Below are 16278 nucleotides of genomic sequence, written 5' to 3'. Positions count from 1 at the left end.
AGACCCGACCACCGACATTCCTCGAACGTGCGTATGACCATGGATTGGTCTGCCCTCCGTCGGATCTCGGCACGACACCACCTCGCGATCAGCGCCCGTTCCCTGCCCCCGGAGCAGTCCGACATGCTTGAATCGAGTGATGAGCAAGAGCGGCGGTGACGTGCACATCGCGCTGCTCGGGCCGCTCCAGGTCTGGATCGACGGCGAACAACGGCCGATCACCGGGCCGATCCGGCGGGCGCTGCTGGCGGTGCTCGCCCAGCATCCGGGCGAGGTGCTGAGCGTGGACCTGCTGTGCGAACTCGTCTGGGACGGTGCCCCGCCGGCGACAGCGGAAAGCGCGTTGCGGGTGCACGTGTCCCATCTGCGCAAGATGCTCGGCCGACCCGATCTGCTCGAGCGGATCGGCACCGGGTACCGGCTCGCGATCACCCGGGATCAGGTCGATATCGCCGGATTCGACCAACACACCAGATCCGGCCGGGAGGCCCTCCACTCCGGCGACCTGCAACGGGCCGGACACGAACTAGGGGCGGCGAAGGGCCTCTGGCGGGGCCTGCCGCTGGCCGATGTCCGCTCCGGCGCCACCGCCGAGATCGAGCGGATACTGACCCAGCGCAGCGAACTCAACGTGGACCTGGCCGAACTGCAGATGCGCACCCAGGGCGCGAATGCCGACACCGGCGATCTGTCCGCACTCACCGTGGAGCGCCCGTTCGACGAACGCGTCTGGAGTCTGCTGATCACTGCCCAGTACTGGAACGGGCGGCAGGGTGATGCCCTGCAGACGTACCACCGCGCCGTGGCGGCGCTGGATGAGGAGCTGGGCGTGCAACCCACCGCCGCGCTGCGCCGGCTCCAGGAGCAGATCCTGCGGCACGATCTGGCGTTGGATCCACCGGCCGCTGCGAACGTGGACCTGCCCGTGTTCGCGACCTCCTTCGTCGGTCGATCCGCCGAGATCGAGGCACTCACTGCCCTGGTCGGCCGGCACCGCATCGTCACCCTCACCGGCTTGGGCGGGGTGGGCAAGACGCGGCTGAGCGTGGCCACGGCGCAGGCGGCCGCGGCTCGCTTCAGCCACGGCGTCGTCTTCGCCTCGTTCGAAGCCCTGGAGGATCCCGCACTGGTTCCCTCCGCCGTCGCTGCCGCTCTGGGCACTACCGCTGCCACCGTCGAGGAGGTTGCGGATGCGCTCGACACCAGGGAACAACTGCTCGTGCTCGACAACTGCGAGGACGTGGCCGAGGCGGTGGCGGACATGGTGTCGCGGCTGCTCGCCGCCTGCCCCCGGGTACGGGTCCTCGCCACCAGCAGGGTCCCGTTGAACGTCATCGGTGAATCGGTGTGGGTCACGCCCATGCTGGAGGTCTCCGGGGACGGGCCGGGCGCATCGGAGGCGGTGCGGCTGTTCCTGGAGCGAGCACGCCAGGCAGGCCCCAGCACCGTGTTGCCGGACCCCGACGACCCGCGCCTGCAGGAGGTGGCTGCCCTGCTCGGCGGCCTCCCGCTGGCGATCGAACTGGCCGCCGCCCAGTGCGGCGTGCTCACCGTCTCGGACGTGATCGGTCAGTTGCAGCGGAATCTGGGTTCGGCCGCCTCGGAGCGGGACCGGCCCAGCCGGCACCAGTCCATGGAGGTGGCACTGACCGGGACGCTGGAGCACCTGCGGCCCGCGGCCCGGGAGTTGCTGAGTCGCATGCGCATCTTCCGCAGTCCGGTAGGCGTCGAGGCGATCGAGGCGGTCTGCTCCGGCACGGCGGTGCCGGCCGGGGACGTTCCCAGGCTCCTCGCCGAACTCGCGCACGCGGCCGTGGTGGTCGCCGACCTCAGCGGTGAACGCGGCCGGTACTCGTTACTGCCCCCGGTACGCCGTTCGGCGCCACAGGTGCTCTCTCGCATGGGTCATGCCCCACCGGAACTGCAGACCCGCCATCTGGAGTACCTGGACCATCAGGTCCGGGAAGCCGTGACGCACGTGGGCGGCCCCGGCGAGGCGTCGGCACTGGCCGGCCTGAGTGAACTGGATGCGGACCTTCGTGCAGGGTTGGCCCACGCGGTGCAGACCGATCCACAGCGGGGCCTGTCGATGGCGGCGGGGCTGTCGCCCTTCTGGATGCGGCGACGCATGCATACCGAGGGGCGCCGGTGGTTGCGCCAGCTCCTCGAGGCGGGCGACGACGCCGACCCGGCCGTGCGAGGGGCCGCCCTGCACGCCGCCGGTGGCCTGGCCTGGGACGACGGCGACCGGTCCGCTGCAGAGAAACTGCTGCACCAGGCGTGGCAGGTCCGCAAGAGTCTGGGGGACAAGGCCGGGCAGGCCCTGACCCTGAACAACATGGCCGGGGTGGCCTCGGACCGGGGCGACCACGCGGGCGCGTATGAGATGTGGAGCCGTGCCCACGGCCTGTTCGTGGAAAGCGCCCACGCCCTCGGCACAGCCGCCACCGAACTCAATCGCGGCATCGCCGCGCACAAACTGGCTCGGCTCGACGAGGCCTCAGCGCATCTGGAGAGCGCCCGGACCGCTTACTACGACCTGGGCAGCACCCACATGGAGGCGATGGCGCTGGAACGTCTCGCCGGGATCGAGGCTGAACGTGGGCAGCATCGGGCGGCCATGATCCTGACCCGCTCCGCGCAGGCGATCTACGCCGACGTCGGTTCACCGGAGCAGCAGGCGCGGTTGGGCTGGCAGCGCGCGCTGCGGCACCGCGCCCTGGGTGAGGAGACCGAGGCGAGGGAACTGGTGCGGACGGTCGCCCAGGCCGTGGTCGCCGATGAACTACTCGACGCCTGGTGGGTCTCCGGCCTGATCGAGATCAGCGCAGCGCTCGAGGCGCCCGAACGACCCGCGCACGCCGCCGGGCTGCTTGGGGTGGCCCGCCGGCACCGCGAGCGCAGCGGACATGGAGCCGACCCCACCACGGTGCCCGATCTGCCGGCTGTGCTCACCCGCCTCGGTGAGGTGCTCGGGCCCGAGCACCTCACCGAGGAGATGGCAGTGCGTGGCGTGCGATCGGTAGCGGTGGTGGTGGCCGAGATCGCCGGCCTCAGCCGGCAACCGGACCTGCCGATCAGCGCTCGGACAGCAGCACGGCCGGCTCCTCGACCATCGTGAACTCCATCGGCACCTGGTTCTCGGCGAACTGGTTATCCGATGTGATGGGCTCGTAGTCGAGCACCAGGGTGTACTCACCGGCGTAGTCCTCATGGACGGGTAGCCCGGTGAGCGAGACTGTGGTTCCGCCCCCGGGGACGCAGCCGCGGTCACTCATGCCCAGGTCGACGGTGTCGGTGCCATCGGAGGTCAGCAACGCGAAGTTGTTCCCCGCGCCCCGGCTCCAGCACTGCTGGCGGTCGGTGTCGTTGCGCACCTCCACCATCAGTTCCAGCACGGCGGTGCCGTCCTCGGTACCTTGATCGATGTCCCAGCGCAGGTCGGCCTCCTGAACGGTCACCGTCAACTGGCCGCCCACGTCGAAGGCCTCCCCGACCAGGCCGGGCTGTTGCACCGGGATGCGGGTGATCAACTCACCCTGGCTGCCCAGCGGAGCCTGAGCCCGGCTTCGCTCGGGGGACCCCACCAGCACGATGGCCCGGTCCTGATCGAAGGTCTCCAACTGGTCGGGGGCGAGCGGGATCTCCACTTCGAGCGGCCCGGTGCCCCCGCTCGGCACCGTATCGCCCATGTTCCGTCCCGATGACTCGAAGGAGTGCCCCGTCTCGGCGTCCTCCCACTCCAGGACGAACCCGGCATTGGCCGGCGCGCTGCTGCCCCCAGGGTTGGTCACGCTCCCCGTCAGGATCACGCGTGCCCCCTGGGTGCGGTTGCTCTGGTTGTGCTCGGCGTCCACATCGATGACGTCCAGGCACTCGATGGTGTACTCCATACCCCCGATGTGCACGGTGGCACCGACCTGCTGGGGCTGCACCGGCAAGGGTTCCAGGTCCCCGCCGGCCTCCTCGGTCTCCTCGGCCTCCTCCGCAGCCGGCTGGGCCGGTTCGGCGGCGGCGACGGCGTCGTCGCTCTCCTCCTCCTGACCGGTTCCTCCGAGGCCGTCGGGCAACATGCCGCACCCGGACAGCATCAGCATCACACCGACGGCCGCCGCCAGCAGCGTGACTCTCATGTTCGGTCTCATCGTTGATCCTTCCCTCATCCCCCGGTGCCTCCTCGGCAGAGACTTCCTGACCGGCGTCAGCGGCGACGCTAGGAGACCGCTGTTAAGAACCTGTTAAGGGCCTCGCCGACTAGCAGTGCCCTTCCTCGGGCGCCGTGGGTCGAAGTGCGAGAACATCAGCGCGAACCGAACCACGTGGAGGTAGCGATGGCCCGACACAATGGGCAGACCAGGATCAGCGATGTCTACGCCCACCCGGTGGGCCGGGATGCCATCGACAAAGTCCTGCTCCAACTCGGACGCTCCCGGCGGTGGGTGACCAACCCGGTGGTGGCGAACCTGCCCCTGGCCGCCGTGGCGCGCCTGGCCCGCCGCAGCGTCGGACCGGGCTTCGCCGACGCCTTCCTCGCGGTGCTCGCCGACCATCCCGAACGATCCGCCGTCCCGGACGGGCCGCACGACGCCGCAGAACCCCCGGGCGCGGCGCAGCCGTCTTCCCCCTGGTGGCGCTCCGCCGTCTTCTATCAGGTGTATCCCCGGTCCTTCGCCGACTCCGACGGTGACGGCATCGGGGACCTGCGCGGGGTGATCTCCCACTTGGACTACCTGGCGGACCTGGGGGTGGACTGCGTGTGGCTGTCCCCGATCTTCGACTCCCCCAACATGGACATGGGTTACGACGTGCGTGACTACCGCGCGGTGATGGAGGAGATGGGGACGCTGGAGGACCTGGATGCGTTGATCGCCGGCTGTCACCAACGGGGGATGCGGATCATCCTGGACCTGGTGGTCAACCACACCTCCGATCAGCACGAATGGTTCCACGCCGCGGTACGGGACCCGGATGGACCCTACGGCGAGTACTACCATCTGCGTCCTGGGGTCGCGGGTGAGGACGGGTCCGGGCCGCCGCCGAACAACTGGAAGGCGTTCTTCGGGGGCCAGGCCTGGCGGTGGATCCCCGAGGCCGAGCGCTGGGCGTTGCACCTGTTCGCGCCCGGGCAGATGGACCTGAACTGGGACAACCCAGCGGTGCGTCGCGAAGTCGCCGAGATCGTGCGCTGGTGGCGCGAACGGGGTATCGACGGCTTCCGCCTCGACGTCATCAACTTGATCTCCAAACGGCCCGGCCTGCCCGACGGCGACGACGGAATCGGGGACCTGATCGGGTTCCCCGGGATCGAGAACTACTTCTACGGGCCCAACCTGCACACCTACCTGCGTGAACTGCGCGCCCAGGGTTTCACCCGCGCCCCCGACGAACCCGAACCGGTCTCGACCGCCCGGGCCCGCGACCGCGACGGCCTGATCGGCGACCGGCTGCCCCCTGATCCGGTGGGAGTGATGGTTGGGGAGACCCCGGGAGTGGGGGTGGAGATGGGAAGGCTGCTCAGTGCTGCCGGACGCGGTGAACTGGACCTGGTGTTCAACTTCGACGTGCTGGAGAACCCCGGCCGCATCCGCTGGGACGACTACCGCTACGACCTGCGATACCTGAAGGCCTACTACCAGGACTACCTGGCCCGGCTCGGTCCCGATGACCACCTGGCCCTGTTCATCGAGAACCACGACAACCCGCGGATGGTCTCCAAAGTACTCGGAGACCAGGACCACATCCCCCATCAGCGCACCGCGGTGGCCAAGGTGCTGGCCACGATCCAGTTGACGCTGCCCGGCACCCCGTTCATCTTCCAGGGCCAGGAGATCGGCGCGATCAACCAGGACTTCACCTCCGTGATCGACCTGCGGGACGTGGAATCACGCGACCGGTTCGCGCAGTTGCGCCAGGACGGGCGCACCGAGGCCCAGGCCCTGGCCGAGGTACTGCCCGGGGCGCGGGACCACTCCCGGGTGCCGATGCGCTGGCAACCGGGAGAGACCACCGGGTTCAGCACCGGCGATCCGTGGCAACCCGGGATGGAGGACTCCCGCGGGTTCACCGTGCTGGAGCAGGACGGTGAACCCGCCTCGGTGCTGAACTTCTACCGGAACCTGATCCGGTTGCGCCGGGCTCATCCGGCCCTGACCGAGGGCGACGTGCACTTCTGCGCCCCCCGGTCCCGCCACTACTTCGGCTGGTTGCGCACCGGCCCCGACGGTGAGGTGTGGTTGGTGGAGGTGAACCTGACCGGGCGGCCCATCCGGCGCCCCCGCCAGGTGCTCGGAAACCGGCTCGATGCCATGCTGCGCCGGGCGGGCGCGGGCGGCGCGGATGAGTTGGCGGTGGTGCTCGGCACCACCGGCACCCGGGGGAAGGTGATGGCCCCCTACCAGGTGGTCGTCGCCGGGGTGGGCGCCACCCCCGGCGTGCCCCACTGAGCGCTCAGGTCCGGCGCTCGCCTCGCAGTATCCGGCGCCACCAGGAGGTACGGCGCGGCTGTGGCACCTCGGCAGGTTCGTCCCCGCCGGGCGCCGCGCCCTGCCCACCCGAGGCTGCGTCGTCGTCGGGCGTTGCCGGGGCCGGCCGGCTACGGACGGTGCGCCACCCGGTCACGACCTCCTCGACGTCGGCGCGTCCGACCGGCAGCACCGGTCCGCTGGGGGCGCGGATCCATTCCGCTACCCGCCGATTGAGTTCGTGAACCGCCGCGCGGACCGACTCCTCGTCCGGGAGGTCCGCCACCACCTCGGGCAACTCCGCGATCTCCTTGCGCAACTGCAGCGCCGGGGGCAGGAGGACGTGGGCCGGGACCTCTTCCTCGCGCACCTTCTGGTGCACCCACCAGTCCTCATGCACCGGTTTGTCCAGGCCGGGTAGGGGCTTGCCGGCACCGGGCAGGTTGTCGAACTCGCCCCGCTCCTGGGCCTCGTGGATGAGCCGGTCCACCCACGTGTGGATCGGCACGCCGCCTGGAATGCGCTGGGTCATCGCCTGCCAGTGTGCCTGCCGGCGGGCGCGTCGGTCCAGCAAGTTTGGCTGCTGGTCCGTCTGCCAGCGCGGTGGTACTTCCCGGTCCTAGGCCACCGGTGCACCCGCCGACGTACCGCTGGGCCTGACGGCGGCGTAGAGCACCATGTCCCGGCGCCGGCCCGCGATCTCCTGATGGCTGCGGAGCAGACCCTCGCGCAGGTAGCCGGCGGCCTCCGCGGTGCGGATCGAGGCGTGATTGGCGGGTTCGATATACAACGCGATCCGGAACAGCCCCGGCACGGTCCAGGCGAAGTGCGTCAGCGCGGTGAGCGCGTCCACAGCCAGGCCCTTGCCGCGGGCGGAGGGGGCGAGGGCGTACCCGGCACTGGCGCGCCCTGCTCCGAACTCCCTCAGCCACAGGCCGCAGTGACCGACTGCGCGACCAGTTGCGGCGACGGCGATCGTGAAGGAGAAGCCGCTCCCCTCCGCGTGGCGGCGTTGCTGGCGACGTACCCAGGCACGTGCCTGGGACGGGGTGGCGCGGGCGGGCAGGGAGCCGGTGGCGGGAACATAGGGATCGGTCGAGAGGTCCCGGGCCATCGGCACGTCCTGCTCGGTCACTGCGCGTAGCAGCACTCGCCCGTGCCTGGGCGGGGTGTCCGGCCACGGGGGCAGTGGCGGGGAGTTGGTGCTCACCGTCCGGAGGTTACCGGCATAGGCCAGCGTGCCCGGGGGCCGCGTTCAGGTGGCCGACTCGGCCAAAGTGCATGACGCTTCTGCCATGAGCACGAAAAAGTCAGCGCGCGCCGGGGACCGCAACCCCAAAGGTCCCACGGATCTGGAGGCGCCTACCTGGAAGTACACCCTGAAGCGGGCCGCAGCGGAATTCACCCGCGATCAGCTCGTCGACCGTGCCGCCGCCCTGACCTACTTCGCGGTGCTGTCGATGTTCCCGGCGCTGGTGGTGCTGGTCTCCCTGCTCGGCGTGCTCGGCCAGGGGGAGGCCACCACGAATGCGATCTTGAACATGCTGACCGAGTACCTGCCCGAGGACACCGCCGCGCAACTGCGCGGCCCGATCAGTTCGATCACGGAGAGCCAGGGCGCCGGGCTGGGCCTGGTGTTCGGTATCCTCACCGCGCTCTGGACCGCGTCGAACTACGTCAACGCCTTCAGCCGGGCGATGAATGCGGTCTATGAGGTCGCCGAAGGTCGTCCGATCTGGAAGTTGCGCCCGCTGATGTACCTGCTGACCGCGGTGCTGATCATCCTGGTCGCGATCGCGGCGCTGATCCTGGTGGTCAGCGGCCCGGTTGCCCGCTGGGTCGGGAATCTGGTGGGCCTGGGAGAGACGGCGGTGCTGGTGTGGGACATCGCGAAATGGCCGGTGCTGGTCCTGATCGTGATGCTCGTGCTCGCGCTGCTGTACTACATGACCCCGAACGTGAAGATGAAGAGACTGCGCTGGGTCAGCCCCGGGGCGCTCCTGGCGATCGTGGCGGCCGCCGTGGCTACCGCGGGCCTGGGGTTCTACGTGGCCAACTTCGGCTCCTACAACGCCACCTACGGCGCGCTGGCCGGAGTGATCATCTTCCTGCTGTGGCTGTGGATCATGAATCTGGCCATCCTCTTCGGCGCGGAGTTCGACGCCGAACTCGAACGCGGCCGCGAGCTGCAGAGCGACATGCCGGCCGAGGAGCACATCCAACTGCCGCCCCGCGACGACACCCAGATCGTGAAGAAGAGGGGCAAGCGTGCGGACCTGGTCGAGGAGGCGAGCACGATCCGCCGTAGCGCGGGCAGAAAGGGCGAGGGCCGTGGTGAGGGTCGCACCAGCCGCCGGGGTGGCAGCAGCCGCCGGGGTGGCAGCAGCCGCTGACTGCCCGGCCCCACGGGTTCACGTCAGGAGATGGTCACCGTTGCCACCCCAACAGACCGACGAAGGTCCCCGGCGTACGTGCCGGGGACCCTCGTCTGTGGGAGAGGCGGCCTGGGTTCAGTTGCTCTCGCGCACGTTCTGGGCCGAGTCCTCGGCCTGTGAACGAACGTCCTGAGCGGCGTCCGTGCCTTCCTCGCGCACATGCTGCGCGCCTTCGGTGGCAGTGTCCCTGACCTCCTGCACCGCCTGCTCGGCGGGCTCGCGGAGGTGCTCGGCACTCTCGCTTGCCATCGACTTGACCTCCTCAGTCGCGTGGCTGACCGCGTCACTGGACTTGGCCTGATCTACGAGTTCACGCTCCTTGCGGGAGGAGGGGATCAGCCCGGCGACCAACAATCCGGCGCCGAAGGCGACCAGGCCGGCAGCCAAGGGGTTGCCCTCAGCCCTCTCCTTCACCCGATGCGGGGCTTCGCGTGCCATGTCGCCGGCTCGGGAGGTCTGGGCGCCGATCGAGGTCGAGGCGTCCTCGGCAGCCCCGAAGACCTTGTCCTTGGCCCCGGCGACCGCGTCACGGACCTTCTCCCCCTGACGGTGGGCGATGTTCCGGGGGCTGGTCTTGTCGGTGAGCGCGTCGACATCCCGGCTGAGGTCAGCCCGGGTGCGTTCGACGTCTCGACGGATCTCATCTGGGTCTCTGGTACTCATCGGTGTTCCTGTCCTTTCACAGCGTCCGGGATCTTCTTGACGGTCCGGGTGGTCTGGGGAATGCCCTCGATCTCCTTGATCTCCTTGCGGCCGGTGACGGCCAAGATGGCGGCGACGATCGCCCAGAGGACGGCGACGATCAGGCCGGACCAGCCCAGTGCGGGCCAGTCCGCTCCTTCCGCGCTGAGCAGCACGCCCAGGGCCCACCACAGGGCGAGCGAAGCGAACAGCAGCACGAAGTGCCCGGCCACGCCCGCGCCGCCGAACAGTCCGGCTCCTTTACCGGCCTTGCTGACGCTCTCGGTGATCTCGGCCTTGGCCAACTCCACCTCCTGGCGCACCAGGGTGGAGAAGTCAGCGGTGAGGTTGCCGAGCAACTCTCCGACCGTGGCGTCCTCGGGGCGGGACGTCGAGGAGGCCTCGGGCTGCCCGGCTGCGACGCCGTGGGGCGTGCCGGCGTCCCCCGCTGGCCCTGCCTGCGACATGGGCCCGACCGCGGGCTCGGGTCTGTGCTCTGGCGTGGTGGTCATCAGGTGGCCCTTCCTTCGTCATGCCGCCCGCTGGGCCGGCCACCGGAAGGACCCGGTGCCGCCGGCGGAATGGTGGGGGGCGGGACCCTGTCTGCAGTACGCGGTCGGGGCGGCACCGGGGGTGGGGTCGCTGCCGGTACTGGAGGCGGAGCCGCTGCCGGCACCGGCACTGCCGCGCCGGACGTGCTCCCTCCCGTCACCGCGGCCGGTGCGGACGCCGGTGAAGCGCCACTGCCCGCCGCGTGAGCACCGCCGTCGTCCTGCCCGGCATCCTTGAGACTGCGCGCGATCCTTCCGGCCGCCAGGCCCAACCCGGCGGCGACGAGCACGAACATGCCCGGACGACGACGGGCGTAACGCTTGACCTCCTCCAGTACGGCCGAAGGGTCGCGGCCCTCCAACCAGCGCCCGGCGTCGCCGGCGGTCTCCGAGGCCCACCGCACGAGGGTCGCGGCGCTACCGTCCTGCTCGGCTCCATCGGCCATCTGGCGTGCTTGGGAGGAGAACCCTCGAAGCCCGTTCGTGAACCGCTCCAACTGGGTCCCGGCCTGTTCGTTCAGTTCGGTCGACGTCTGCCGCAGCAGATCCATCGCCTGGCGCTTGGCCTCCCCAACGGTTTGTTTGGCCTCGTCCGCGGCGGTCTCGGCGACGTGCGCGGCCTGTGCTTGAGCGTTCTGTGCGGTCTTGGACGCCTCTTGCTTGGCTGTATCAGCCCTGCTGTCAGAGGGTGGGCCGCCAGAGTCGTGGGGCCCGGTCGCCGCAATCGGCTCGGACGTCTGGGGCATGGGGTCACCGACTGGGTCGGTGACGCCCCCGCCTGAGACTGTGGGGCCCTGGGGAGGGCGGTTGATGTCCTCAGTCATCGATTCGGTCCTTCCGGTTCTGATCCGTCTCGACGCCCGGATGGGTCGAGGGAGGAGATCAGTGTGCGCGGACCTGGGCGATTGCGCGCGCTCAACCTCGAGAAAGGCTCCTCGACGCGGGATGCGGGGTGTTGACCACCCTCATCCGCTACCTTGCTGGCCATGGACCATCAGGAGTACTCGGATCTCACGCAGCAAGCCAACGCGGCCTTCGAGGGGGGCCGGGCGCAGGAGGCGGTCCAGATATTCCATCGTCTGATCAACAGCGCCACCCTGCCGCAGGTCGATCGGTCGGTGATGGCGGTCAACCTGGCCACCGTGCTGCAGAAATCGGGCGCCGATGCCCGGCAGGTCGAAGCGGCCTATGACCAAGGCATCGCGTTGGAGCAGCGGGTCTATCGCAGTTTCGTCCGTGAGCACAAGGCCTCCTGGCTGAACGAGAACGGGCGTCAGGGGGATGCCGCGATGATCTACCGCCAACTCCTGGCCGAGCACTGGCCCAGCAGCAGCGAGCGCCTGCGCTTCCAGCACAACCTGAACGCCGTGACCAGTCCCTGAGCGAACACGGTCGGTCCGGCTGCCTGGGTGCAGGCCGGCGCGTCGTAGGAGGCCGGAGGCCGAAGCACGTCGGGGTACTCCCTTCGTTCGGGCAGGGTATCGCTCCGGGACGGTGGCCTGCCCGGTAGGAGGTGGCGCAGCGGCGGGCTTCAGCGGCGCTCCGGGGAGTCGGCAAGCAACGCGGTGATCCGCTCGGCGACGGGCGCCGGTAGCGGCCCCAGCCCGAGAGTGGCCGCGTTCTCCTGGGCCTGCTCGGGAGTGCGGATGCCGGGCAGCGGGATGATCGCCTCGTCCAGGGCCCACAGGTAGCCGAGCGCGCCCTGGACCAGGCTGCGCCCCTCGGCGGTGAGGAGTTCGCGGACGCGGTCCAGGCGTTCCAGCCAGGCCTGCATCTCATCCTCATCGAAGTACGTCCACCAGGGGGTATCGAGCCGGACGTCGCCCGGGCCGGGACGGCGGTCGGGCGCGTAGCGGCCACTGAGCAGACCCATCGCGAGCGGTGATCGGGCAAGGATGGCGAGCCCGTGGACGCGGGCGACGTCGAAGACAGCGCAGGACCACCCGAACACGTTGACCTGCGTCTGCACGGCTACGCAATGCCGCGACGACGCGAAGGCCTCGACGATCTCCGGCGCGTCCTGGCTGGTGCCGAACCACCGGATCTTCCCGGCATCGACGAGCTCCTCGCAGGTGGCGACGACCTCTTCAGCCTCGGCGACGCTCCGGGCGCCGCCATGAAGTTGATAGAGGCCGATGGCCTCGATGCCCAGCCGTCGCAGGCTCGCCTCGCACTGGGTGCGGATGCTGGCCGCGGACACGTCGTGTCCGCGGTCGGTGCGGGTGGACTCCTCGAAGAGGTGGCCGAACTTGGTCGCGACGACGACGCGATCCCGGCCGCCGGGGTCCAGTTCCGCCAGGGCACGGCCCAGGACGCGTTCGCTGTGCCCGGTCCCGTAGATCGCCGCGGTGTCGATCAGGGTGACGCCGCGGTCGAAGGCGGTGCGTAGGGCGCGCAGGCTCACCTCGTCATCGGCCGGTCCCCATCCCGCGTCACGACCGTCGACGGTGAAGGGGCCACCCATGGCCCAGGTCCCGGCGCCGAGCGCGGAGACCTCGGGACCGTCACGGCCGAGTCTGCGTGGGGGCGTGCGGGTGATGTTCGTGGTCATGCGATGACTCCTTCCGGGCTTCGTGTCATCACTGTGCTCCCTGGAGTGCACTCCAGGTCAAGAGCCAGAACTGGTTGCGTCTGGACGCGCCCATCGAGCCCGCGATGCCACAGCCGGCAGCCCCGGGTTGCGACCGGTGCGCAGATCACCGTCGAGGCCGTCACCGCCCTCGGGGAAACCCGTGGAGGGGTTCTTCCCGTCCGACCACTTCGCGGTGATGTGCGACCTGACGTGGGTGTCCCCGACCTGACCCACGCCCGCACAGCAACGGACTTCGACTAGTTGTAACCGTTGAATACTCTCAGTAAGGTTACATTCGTGGTCGTACACGCAAATGTGAGAGGAGTCCGCGATGAGGACCACAGCCAAGACGAGGTATCGGAGCCGGGTGGTCGGCGGCATGCTGGTGCACTACCGCGAGGCCGGTCTTCCGTCGTCAACGGCCGTCGTGCTGCTGCACGGGGCACCCAGTTCGTCCCTGTTGGGGTCTCATGCCGCCGAGGTCGCCGATCTGCTCGTCAGATTCACCCGCGACGTCTTCGACCGAGCACGGGTGGTCGCATGACGGCATCACCCCTAACGGTCAAGCCTCTCGGACCGGCCACCTGGGGCGACTTCGAGACGGTGATGGGCAGCCGCGGCGGCGCCCGGGGCTGCTGGTGCATGCATTGGCGGCTGAGCATCGACGAATGGATGGAGAACAAGGGCGAGGGCAACAGGACGGCCATGCGTGCATTGGCAGAGAGCGAGCGGCCGCCGGGAGTGGTGGGCTATCTCGACGAGGACCCGGTTGCATGGTGCGGCTTCGGCGACCGCACCGACTTTCCCCGCATGCAACGCTCGGCGCTACTCAAACCGGTCGATGACCAACCGGTCATCGCGTTGACCTGCCTGCTGCTGAGGAAGAGCCACCGCGGCGAAGGGCTGTTGTCTGCGTGGATCACCGCCGTGTGTGACCACCTCGCCAGGACTTCGATGACCCGGACCGTCGAGGCCTACCCCGTCGATCCTTCCCAGGGTCGCAGAGCCGGACCCGACACTGCGATGACCGGCCTCGCCAGCGCGTTCCGCGCCACCGGGTTCACCGAGGTCGCCCGGCCCAAGCACGATCGACCCGTCATGAGGTATCGACTGCCGTGAGCGCCCCCACCGCCTGGCTCGATGAGCACTTCATAGCCGGGAATCTCGCACTCGACTTCGCCAACACCGTCTACCGCCGCCGGCCCGAACCAGGCCTGGACCTGTTCACCGGCACCGACGCATTCGCCACCTGGCTCACCCGCACCCGCCTGCTTCCGGGCGGCGAGCCCGCCGTGACCGAGTCGGCTCTTGAACATGCTCGCGCACTACGAGCGTTGATATGGACCGTCTTCGATGCTCACAGGGACGGGCAGACCATACCCGCAACAGCCTTCGCAGGTCTGCTGGACACCGCCCGCTGCTCCACCGCCGACCTGGCCATCGGTTCCGATGGGTCCCTCGCGTCGCGCAATGCCTACGGTGGGTTGGCGGCGGTGGCCCTGAACGCCATCACGCTCGCGCTCGATCCACCACCGCAGGGCGTGCGCGCCTGCGACCGGTGCGGCTGGTTCTTCATCGACTCCTCCCGCGGCCGCCGACGCCGTTGGTGCAGCATGAAGACATGCGGCAACCAGGCCAAGGTTGCCCGCTACCGATCCGCCACTCGGGCTTAGTTCGGCCTGGTCACGACGAATACGCTGCGCCGGGCGACGCCCTGGTGCGGGACGACGCGGCAGAGCGGCGCGGCCTCACATCACGCCGTCATCCGCCCCATCGGCCTCACCTGTCGGATGCGGCGCCCGCTCCCTGCGCCAACGCGTCGAACCACGCCACCGCATGGCGACCCATGGTGATCCCGTAGTCCAGCGTGGCGCGCTGGTAGGCGAACACATCGCTGAACTCCGCAGGCACCTGCATGGTCTCCAGGCGCTCCTGCAATGCGGTGAACTCGGCGAGGTCTGCGGTGGCTCGCTCCTGCATTCTGCGCAACACGGGCACGCGGTCCTCCGGTTCCAACAGACCCAGGAAGAACAGCCGGGGCAGCGCCGCCAGTTCCAACTGAGGCCCGGTGATCTCCCCCGTCATCCATTCGTGGAACTCCTGGCGGCCCGCCTTGGTTGTGCGGTAAGTCTTCTTGCCCCGACCGCCCGGATCCACTCTGACGATCTCGATCAAGCCCTTGCTCAGGAGGCTGTCCAGCGCCCGTTTGATGCTGCCCGAACTCGCGCTATAGACGAGGGAGACGCCCACCTCGACGTTCTTGATCAACTCGTACAGGCTCTGCGGGCGCAGGAGCAGGAGGCCAAGGATCACGTGTGCCATCAGAGGAGTCTATTCCGTTGACCCTCATAGACATGTCTAGTAGACATGTCTAGTAGACATGTCTAGTAGACAGGTCACGATGAAAGGACATCGATGAGAGCATCACGGCGCACCTTCCTCGCACCCGACAATCACGTCAGCGCTGACGTCGATGCCGGATTGAGAGCCCTGGTGCGCACCCTCAGTGCCAGGTCCGGGCTACACCATGTCAACCTGGCCATCACCGATGACGATGGGCGCTCCTGGTCCGGCGCTGCCGGACCGGCCGACGACGAACCTCAGGTTCGCCCCTCCACGCCGTTCTTCATCGCCTCGATCACCAAGCGGTTCATCATCACGCTGCTGTTGCAGGCCTACGAACGCGATGAGGTTGACCTGGACGCCCCCATCACCGCCTACCTGCCCGATTCGGTCACCACCGGGCTGCACGTGCGCGGCGGAGTGGACCGCTCGGGCGAGATCACCGTGCGCCACCTCGCCAGCCACACCTCCGGCCTGCCGGACTTCTTCGAACGCCGGCGCGGCGCACCAAGCCTGTTCAAGCAACTGCGGGCAGGCCAGGACACCTCCTGGGATTTCGACGACGTCCTCGACATCACCCGCGACCAGCAACGCCCGCACTTCGATCCGCAGGATCTGAGTGCGCCCCGACAACGGGCCCGGTACTCCGACACCGGATTCCAGTTCCTGATCCGCATCCTGGAGTCGGTGACCGCCCGCTCCTTCCAGAGCTTCTCACCGAGCGCATCACCGTCCCGCTCGGCCTGGACCGGACCTGGCATCCCGCCGGTCGGCCCGCGGCAGTGGACCTGCCGGCGCAGTTGCCGCTGCATGCCCGGCGCCGCCGGGTGGCCGTCGACGGCGTCCTGGCCTCCAGCAACGACCTGATCAGCACCACCGGTGACCTGCTCGTCTTCGAACGGGCGCTGGTGGCCGGCCATCCGTTCCGGGATCCCGGCAGCCGGCACCTGCTCACCGAGCGCGCGAACCGGCTGCGCAACGCACCAGGGCTTCGCTACGGGGTGGGCACGATGATTTTCACGGTGAACCGGCTCGTGTCGCCCTCGCGCGCGCCGGTCACCCTCGTGGGACACTCCGGCTCGACCGGCACCTGGCTGTTCACCTGCCCCGAACTCGGGGTGCACCTGGCCGGCACGGTGGACCAGACGCAGGCGCATGCGCTCCCGTTCCGCATCATGGCCCGGTGCCTACGGATCTGGGCGCGCGCCTGAGTGGTGGCAGCGGGCGGCCTCGAT

At 69.2% G+C, this 16278-nt stretch carries 15 protein-coding genes and 1 pseudogene; 8 read left to right on the top strand and 8 right to left on the bottom strand.

The window, feature by feature from the left end:
* The first annotated feature begins 139 nt into the window (after positions 1-139).
* Positions 140-3121 (top strand): BTAD domain-containing putative transcriptional regulator, encoded by a 2982-nt coding sequence (locus ACO0LU_RS02690; protein WP_424789874.1) that lies wholly within the window; start codon positions 140-142, stop codon positions 3119-3121.
* Here the strand turns inward: ACO0LU_RS02690 and ACO0LU_RS02685 are convergent.
* A complete protein-coding gene (locus tag ACO0LU_RS02685; RefSeq protein ID WP_424789873.1) occupies positions 3078-4133 on the bottom strand; it encodes a hypothetical protein in 1056 nt (351 codons plus the stop codon). The two genes, ACO0LU_RS02690 and ACO0LU_RS02685, sit on opposite strands and share 44 nt — an antisense overlap.
* A 198-nt stretch (positions 4134-4331) precedes the next feature.
* Between ACO0LU_RS02685 and ACO0LU_RS02680 the strand changes: the two genes are divergently transcribed.
* Entirely contained in the window at positions 4332-6443 is a 2112-nt protein-coding gene (locus ACO0LU_RS02680) for a glycoside hydrolase family 13 protein (RefSeq protein WP_424789872.1), read from the top strand.
* Between the two features lie 4 nt (positions 6444-6447).
* On the opposite strand, the gene ACO0LU_RS02675 is transcribed toward ACO0LU_RS02680, so the two are convergent.
* Positions 6448-6993 carry a DUF1992 domain-containing protein gene (locus ACO0LU_RS02675; RefSeq protein ID WP_424789871.1) on the bottom strand — a complete coding sequence of 182 codons (546 nt, stop codon included), beginning with the start codon at positions 6991-6993 and terminating at the stop codon, positions 6448-6450.
* An 87-nt stretch (positions 6994-7080) separates the two neighbouring features.
* Positions 7081-7671, bottom strand: coding sequence for a GNAT family N-acetyltransferase (locus ACO0LU_RS02670; RefSeq protein ID WP_424789870.1), 591 nt, complete (start codon positions 7669-7671; stop codon positions 7081-7083).
* Between the two features lie 85 nt (positions 7672-7756).
* On the opposite strand from ACO0LU_RS02670, the gene ACO0LU_RS02665 reads away from it, so the two are divergent.
* Complete coding sequence (locus tag ACO0LU_RS02665; protein ID WP_424789869.1) at positions 7757-8854, top strand: YihY/virulence factor BrkB family protein; 1098 nt, start codon at positions 7757-7759, stop codon at positions 8852-8854.
* Positions 8855-8971: 117 nt separating this feature from the next.
* Here ACO0LU_RS02665 and ACO0LU_RS02660 read toward each other — a convergent pair whose 3' ends face one another.
* The 3 genes from ACO0LU_RS02660 to ACO0LU_RS02650 are packed head-to-tail and all read right to left on the bottom strand — an operon-like array spanning position 8972 to position 10952.
* Complete coding sequence (locus ACO0LU_RS02660; protein WP_424789868.1) at positions 8972-9559, bottom strand: DUF3618 domain-containing protein; 588 nt, start codon at positions 9557-9559, stop codon at positions 8972-8974.
* Positions 9556-10044 (bottom strand): phage holin family protein, encoded by a 489-nt coding sequence (locus ACO0LU_RS02655; RefSeq protein WP_424790183.1) that lies wholly within the window; start codon positions 10042-10044, stop codon positions 9556-9558. The genes ACO0LU_RS02660 and ACO0LU_RS02655 overlap by 4 nt, the downstream gene beginning before the upstream one ends.
* Before the next feature lie 44 nt (positions 10045-10088).
* Positions 10089-10952: a hypothetical protein gene (locus ACO0LU_RS02650; protein WP_424789867.1), complete on the bottom strand. Its 864-nt coding sequence runs from the start codon at positions 10950-10952 to the stop codon at positions 10089-10091.
* A 162-nt stretch (positions 10953-11114) separates the two neighbouring features.
* Between ACO0LU_RS02650 and ACO0LU_RS02645 the strand changes: the two genes are divergently transcribed.
* Positions 11115-11510, top strand: a complete 396-nt coding sequence (locus ACO0LU_RS02645) for a hypothetical protein (RefSeq protein ID WP_424789866.1) — start codon at positions 11115-11117, stop codon at positions 11508-11510.
* A gap of 149 nt (positions 11511-11659) precedes the next feature.
* Here the strand turns inward: ACO0LU_RS02645 and ACO0LU_RS02640 are convergent, their stop codons facing one another.
* Positions 11660-12679: an aldo/keto reductase gene (locus tag ACO0LU_RS02640; protein ID WP_424789865.1), complete on the bottom strand. Its 1020-nt coding sequence runs from the start codon at positions 12677-12679 to the stop codon at positions 11660-11662.
* Between the two features lie 352 nt (positions 12680-13031).
* Here ACO0LU_RS02640 and ACO0LU_RS02635 point away from each other — a divergent pair, with 352 nt between their 5' ends.
* The 3 genes from ACO0LU_RS02635 (at position 13032) to ACO0LU_RS02625 (ending at position 14373) form a co-directional block, all read left to right on the top strand.
* Complete coding sequence (locus tag ACO0LU_RS02635; protein WP_424789864.1) at positions 13032-13244, top strand: hypothetical protein; 213 nt, start codon at positions 13032-13034, stop codon at positions 13242-13244.
* Positions 13245-13306: 62 nt separating this feature from the next.
* Positions 13307-13819 carry a GNAT family N-acetyltransferase gene (locus ACO0LU_RS02630; protein ID WP_424789863.1) on the top strand — a complete coding sequence of 171 codons (513 nt, stop codon included), beginning with the start codon at positions 13307-13309 and terminating at the stop codon, positions 13817-13819.
* Entirely contained in the window at positions 13816-14373 is a 558-nt protein-coding gene (locus ACO0LU_RS02625) for a CGNR zinc finger domain-containing protein (protein WP_424789862.1), read from the top strand. The genes ACO0LU_RS02630 and ACO0LU_RS02625 overlap by 4 nt, the downstream gene beginning before the upstream one ends.
* A 106-nt stretch (positions 14374-14479) precedes the next feature.
* On the opposite strand, the gene ACO0LU_RS02620 is transcribed toward ACO0LU_RS02625, so the two are convergent.
* Positions 14480-15022: a PadR family transcriptional regulator gene (locus tag ACO0LU_RS02620; protein ID WP_424789861.1), complete on the bottom strand. Its 543-nt coding sequence runs from the start codon at positions 15020-15022 to the stop codon at positions 14480-14482.
* A 93-nt stretch (positions 15023-15115) separates the two neighbouring features.
* On the opposite strand from ACO0LU_RS02620, the pseudogene ACO0LU_RS02615 reads away from it, so the two are divergent.
* Positions 15116-16254: pseudogene (locus ACO0LU_RS02615) on the top strand (serine hydrolase domain-containing protein).
* The last annotated feature ends 24 nt before the right edge of the window (positions 16255-16278 follow it).

The sequence above is a fragment of the Pseudactinotalea sp. Z1748 genome (assembly GCF_049725185.1).
Taxonomy (GTDB): Bacteria; Actinomycetota; Actinomycetes; order Actinomycetales; family Beutenbergiaceae; genus CALKWS01.
This window is presented reverse-complemented; position numbering and strand designations above follow the sequence as displayed.

Excerpts from the sequence above, each read along its gene's own strand:
- ACO0LU_RS02690 (WP_424789874.1), top strand. The coding sequence starts at position 140 with ATGAGCAAGAGCGGCGGTGACGTGCACATCGCGCTGCTCGGGCCGCTC.
- ACO0LU_RS02685 (WP_424789873.1), bottom strand. The coding sequence starts at position 4,133 with ATGAGAGTCACGCTGCTGGCGGCGGCCGTCGGTGTGATGCTGATGCTG.
- ACO0LU_RS02680 (WP_424789872.1), top strand. The coding sequence starts at position 4,332 with ATGGCCCGACACAATGGGCAGACCAGGATCAGCGATGTCTACGCCCAC.
- ACO0LU_RS02675 (WP_424789871.1), bottom strand. The coding sequence starts at position 6,993 with ATGACCCAGCGCATTCCAGGCGGCGTGCCGATCCACACGTGGGTGGAC.
- ACO0LU_RS02665 (WP_424789869.1), top strand. The coding sequence starts at position 7,757 with ATGAGCACGAAAAAGTCAGCGCGCGCCGGGGACCGCAACCCCAAAGGT.
- ACO0LU_RS02660 (WP_424789868.1), bottom strand. The coding sequence starts at position 9,559 with ATGAGTACCAGAGACCCAGATGAGATCCGTCGAGACGTCGAACGCACC.
- ACO0LU_RS02655 (WP_424790183.1), bottom strand. The coding sequence starts at position 10,044 with ATGTCGCAGGCAGGGCCAGCGGGGGACGCCGGCACGCCCCACGGCGTC.
- ACO0LU_RS02650 (WP_424789867.1), bottom strand. The coding sequence starts at position 10,952 with ATGACTGAGGACATCAACCGCCCTCCCCAGGGCCCCACAGTCTCAGGC.
- ACO0LU_RS02645 (WP_424789866.1), top strand. The coding sequence starts at position 11,115 with ATGGACCATCAGGAGTACTCGGATCTCACGCAGCAAGCCAACGCGGCC.
- ACO0LU_RS02640 (WP_424789865.1), bottom strand. The coding sequence starts at position 12,679 with ATGACCACGAACATCACCCGCACGCCCCCACGCAGACTCGGCCGTGAC.
- ACO0LU_RS02635 (WP_424789864.1), top strand. The coding sequence starts at position 13,032 with ATGAGGACCACAGCCAAGACGAGGTATCGGAGCCGGGTGGTCGGCGGC.
- ACO0LU_RS02630 (WP_424789863.1), top strand. The coding sequence starts at position 13,307 with ATGGGCAGCCGCGGCGGCGCCCGGGGCTGCTGGTGCATGCATTGGCGG.
- ACO0LU_RS02620 (WP_424789861.1), bottom strand. The coding sequence starts at position 15,022 with ATGGCACACGTGATCCTTGGCCTCCTGCTCCTGCGCCCGCAGAGCCTG.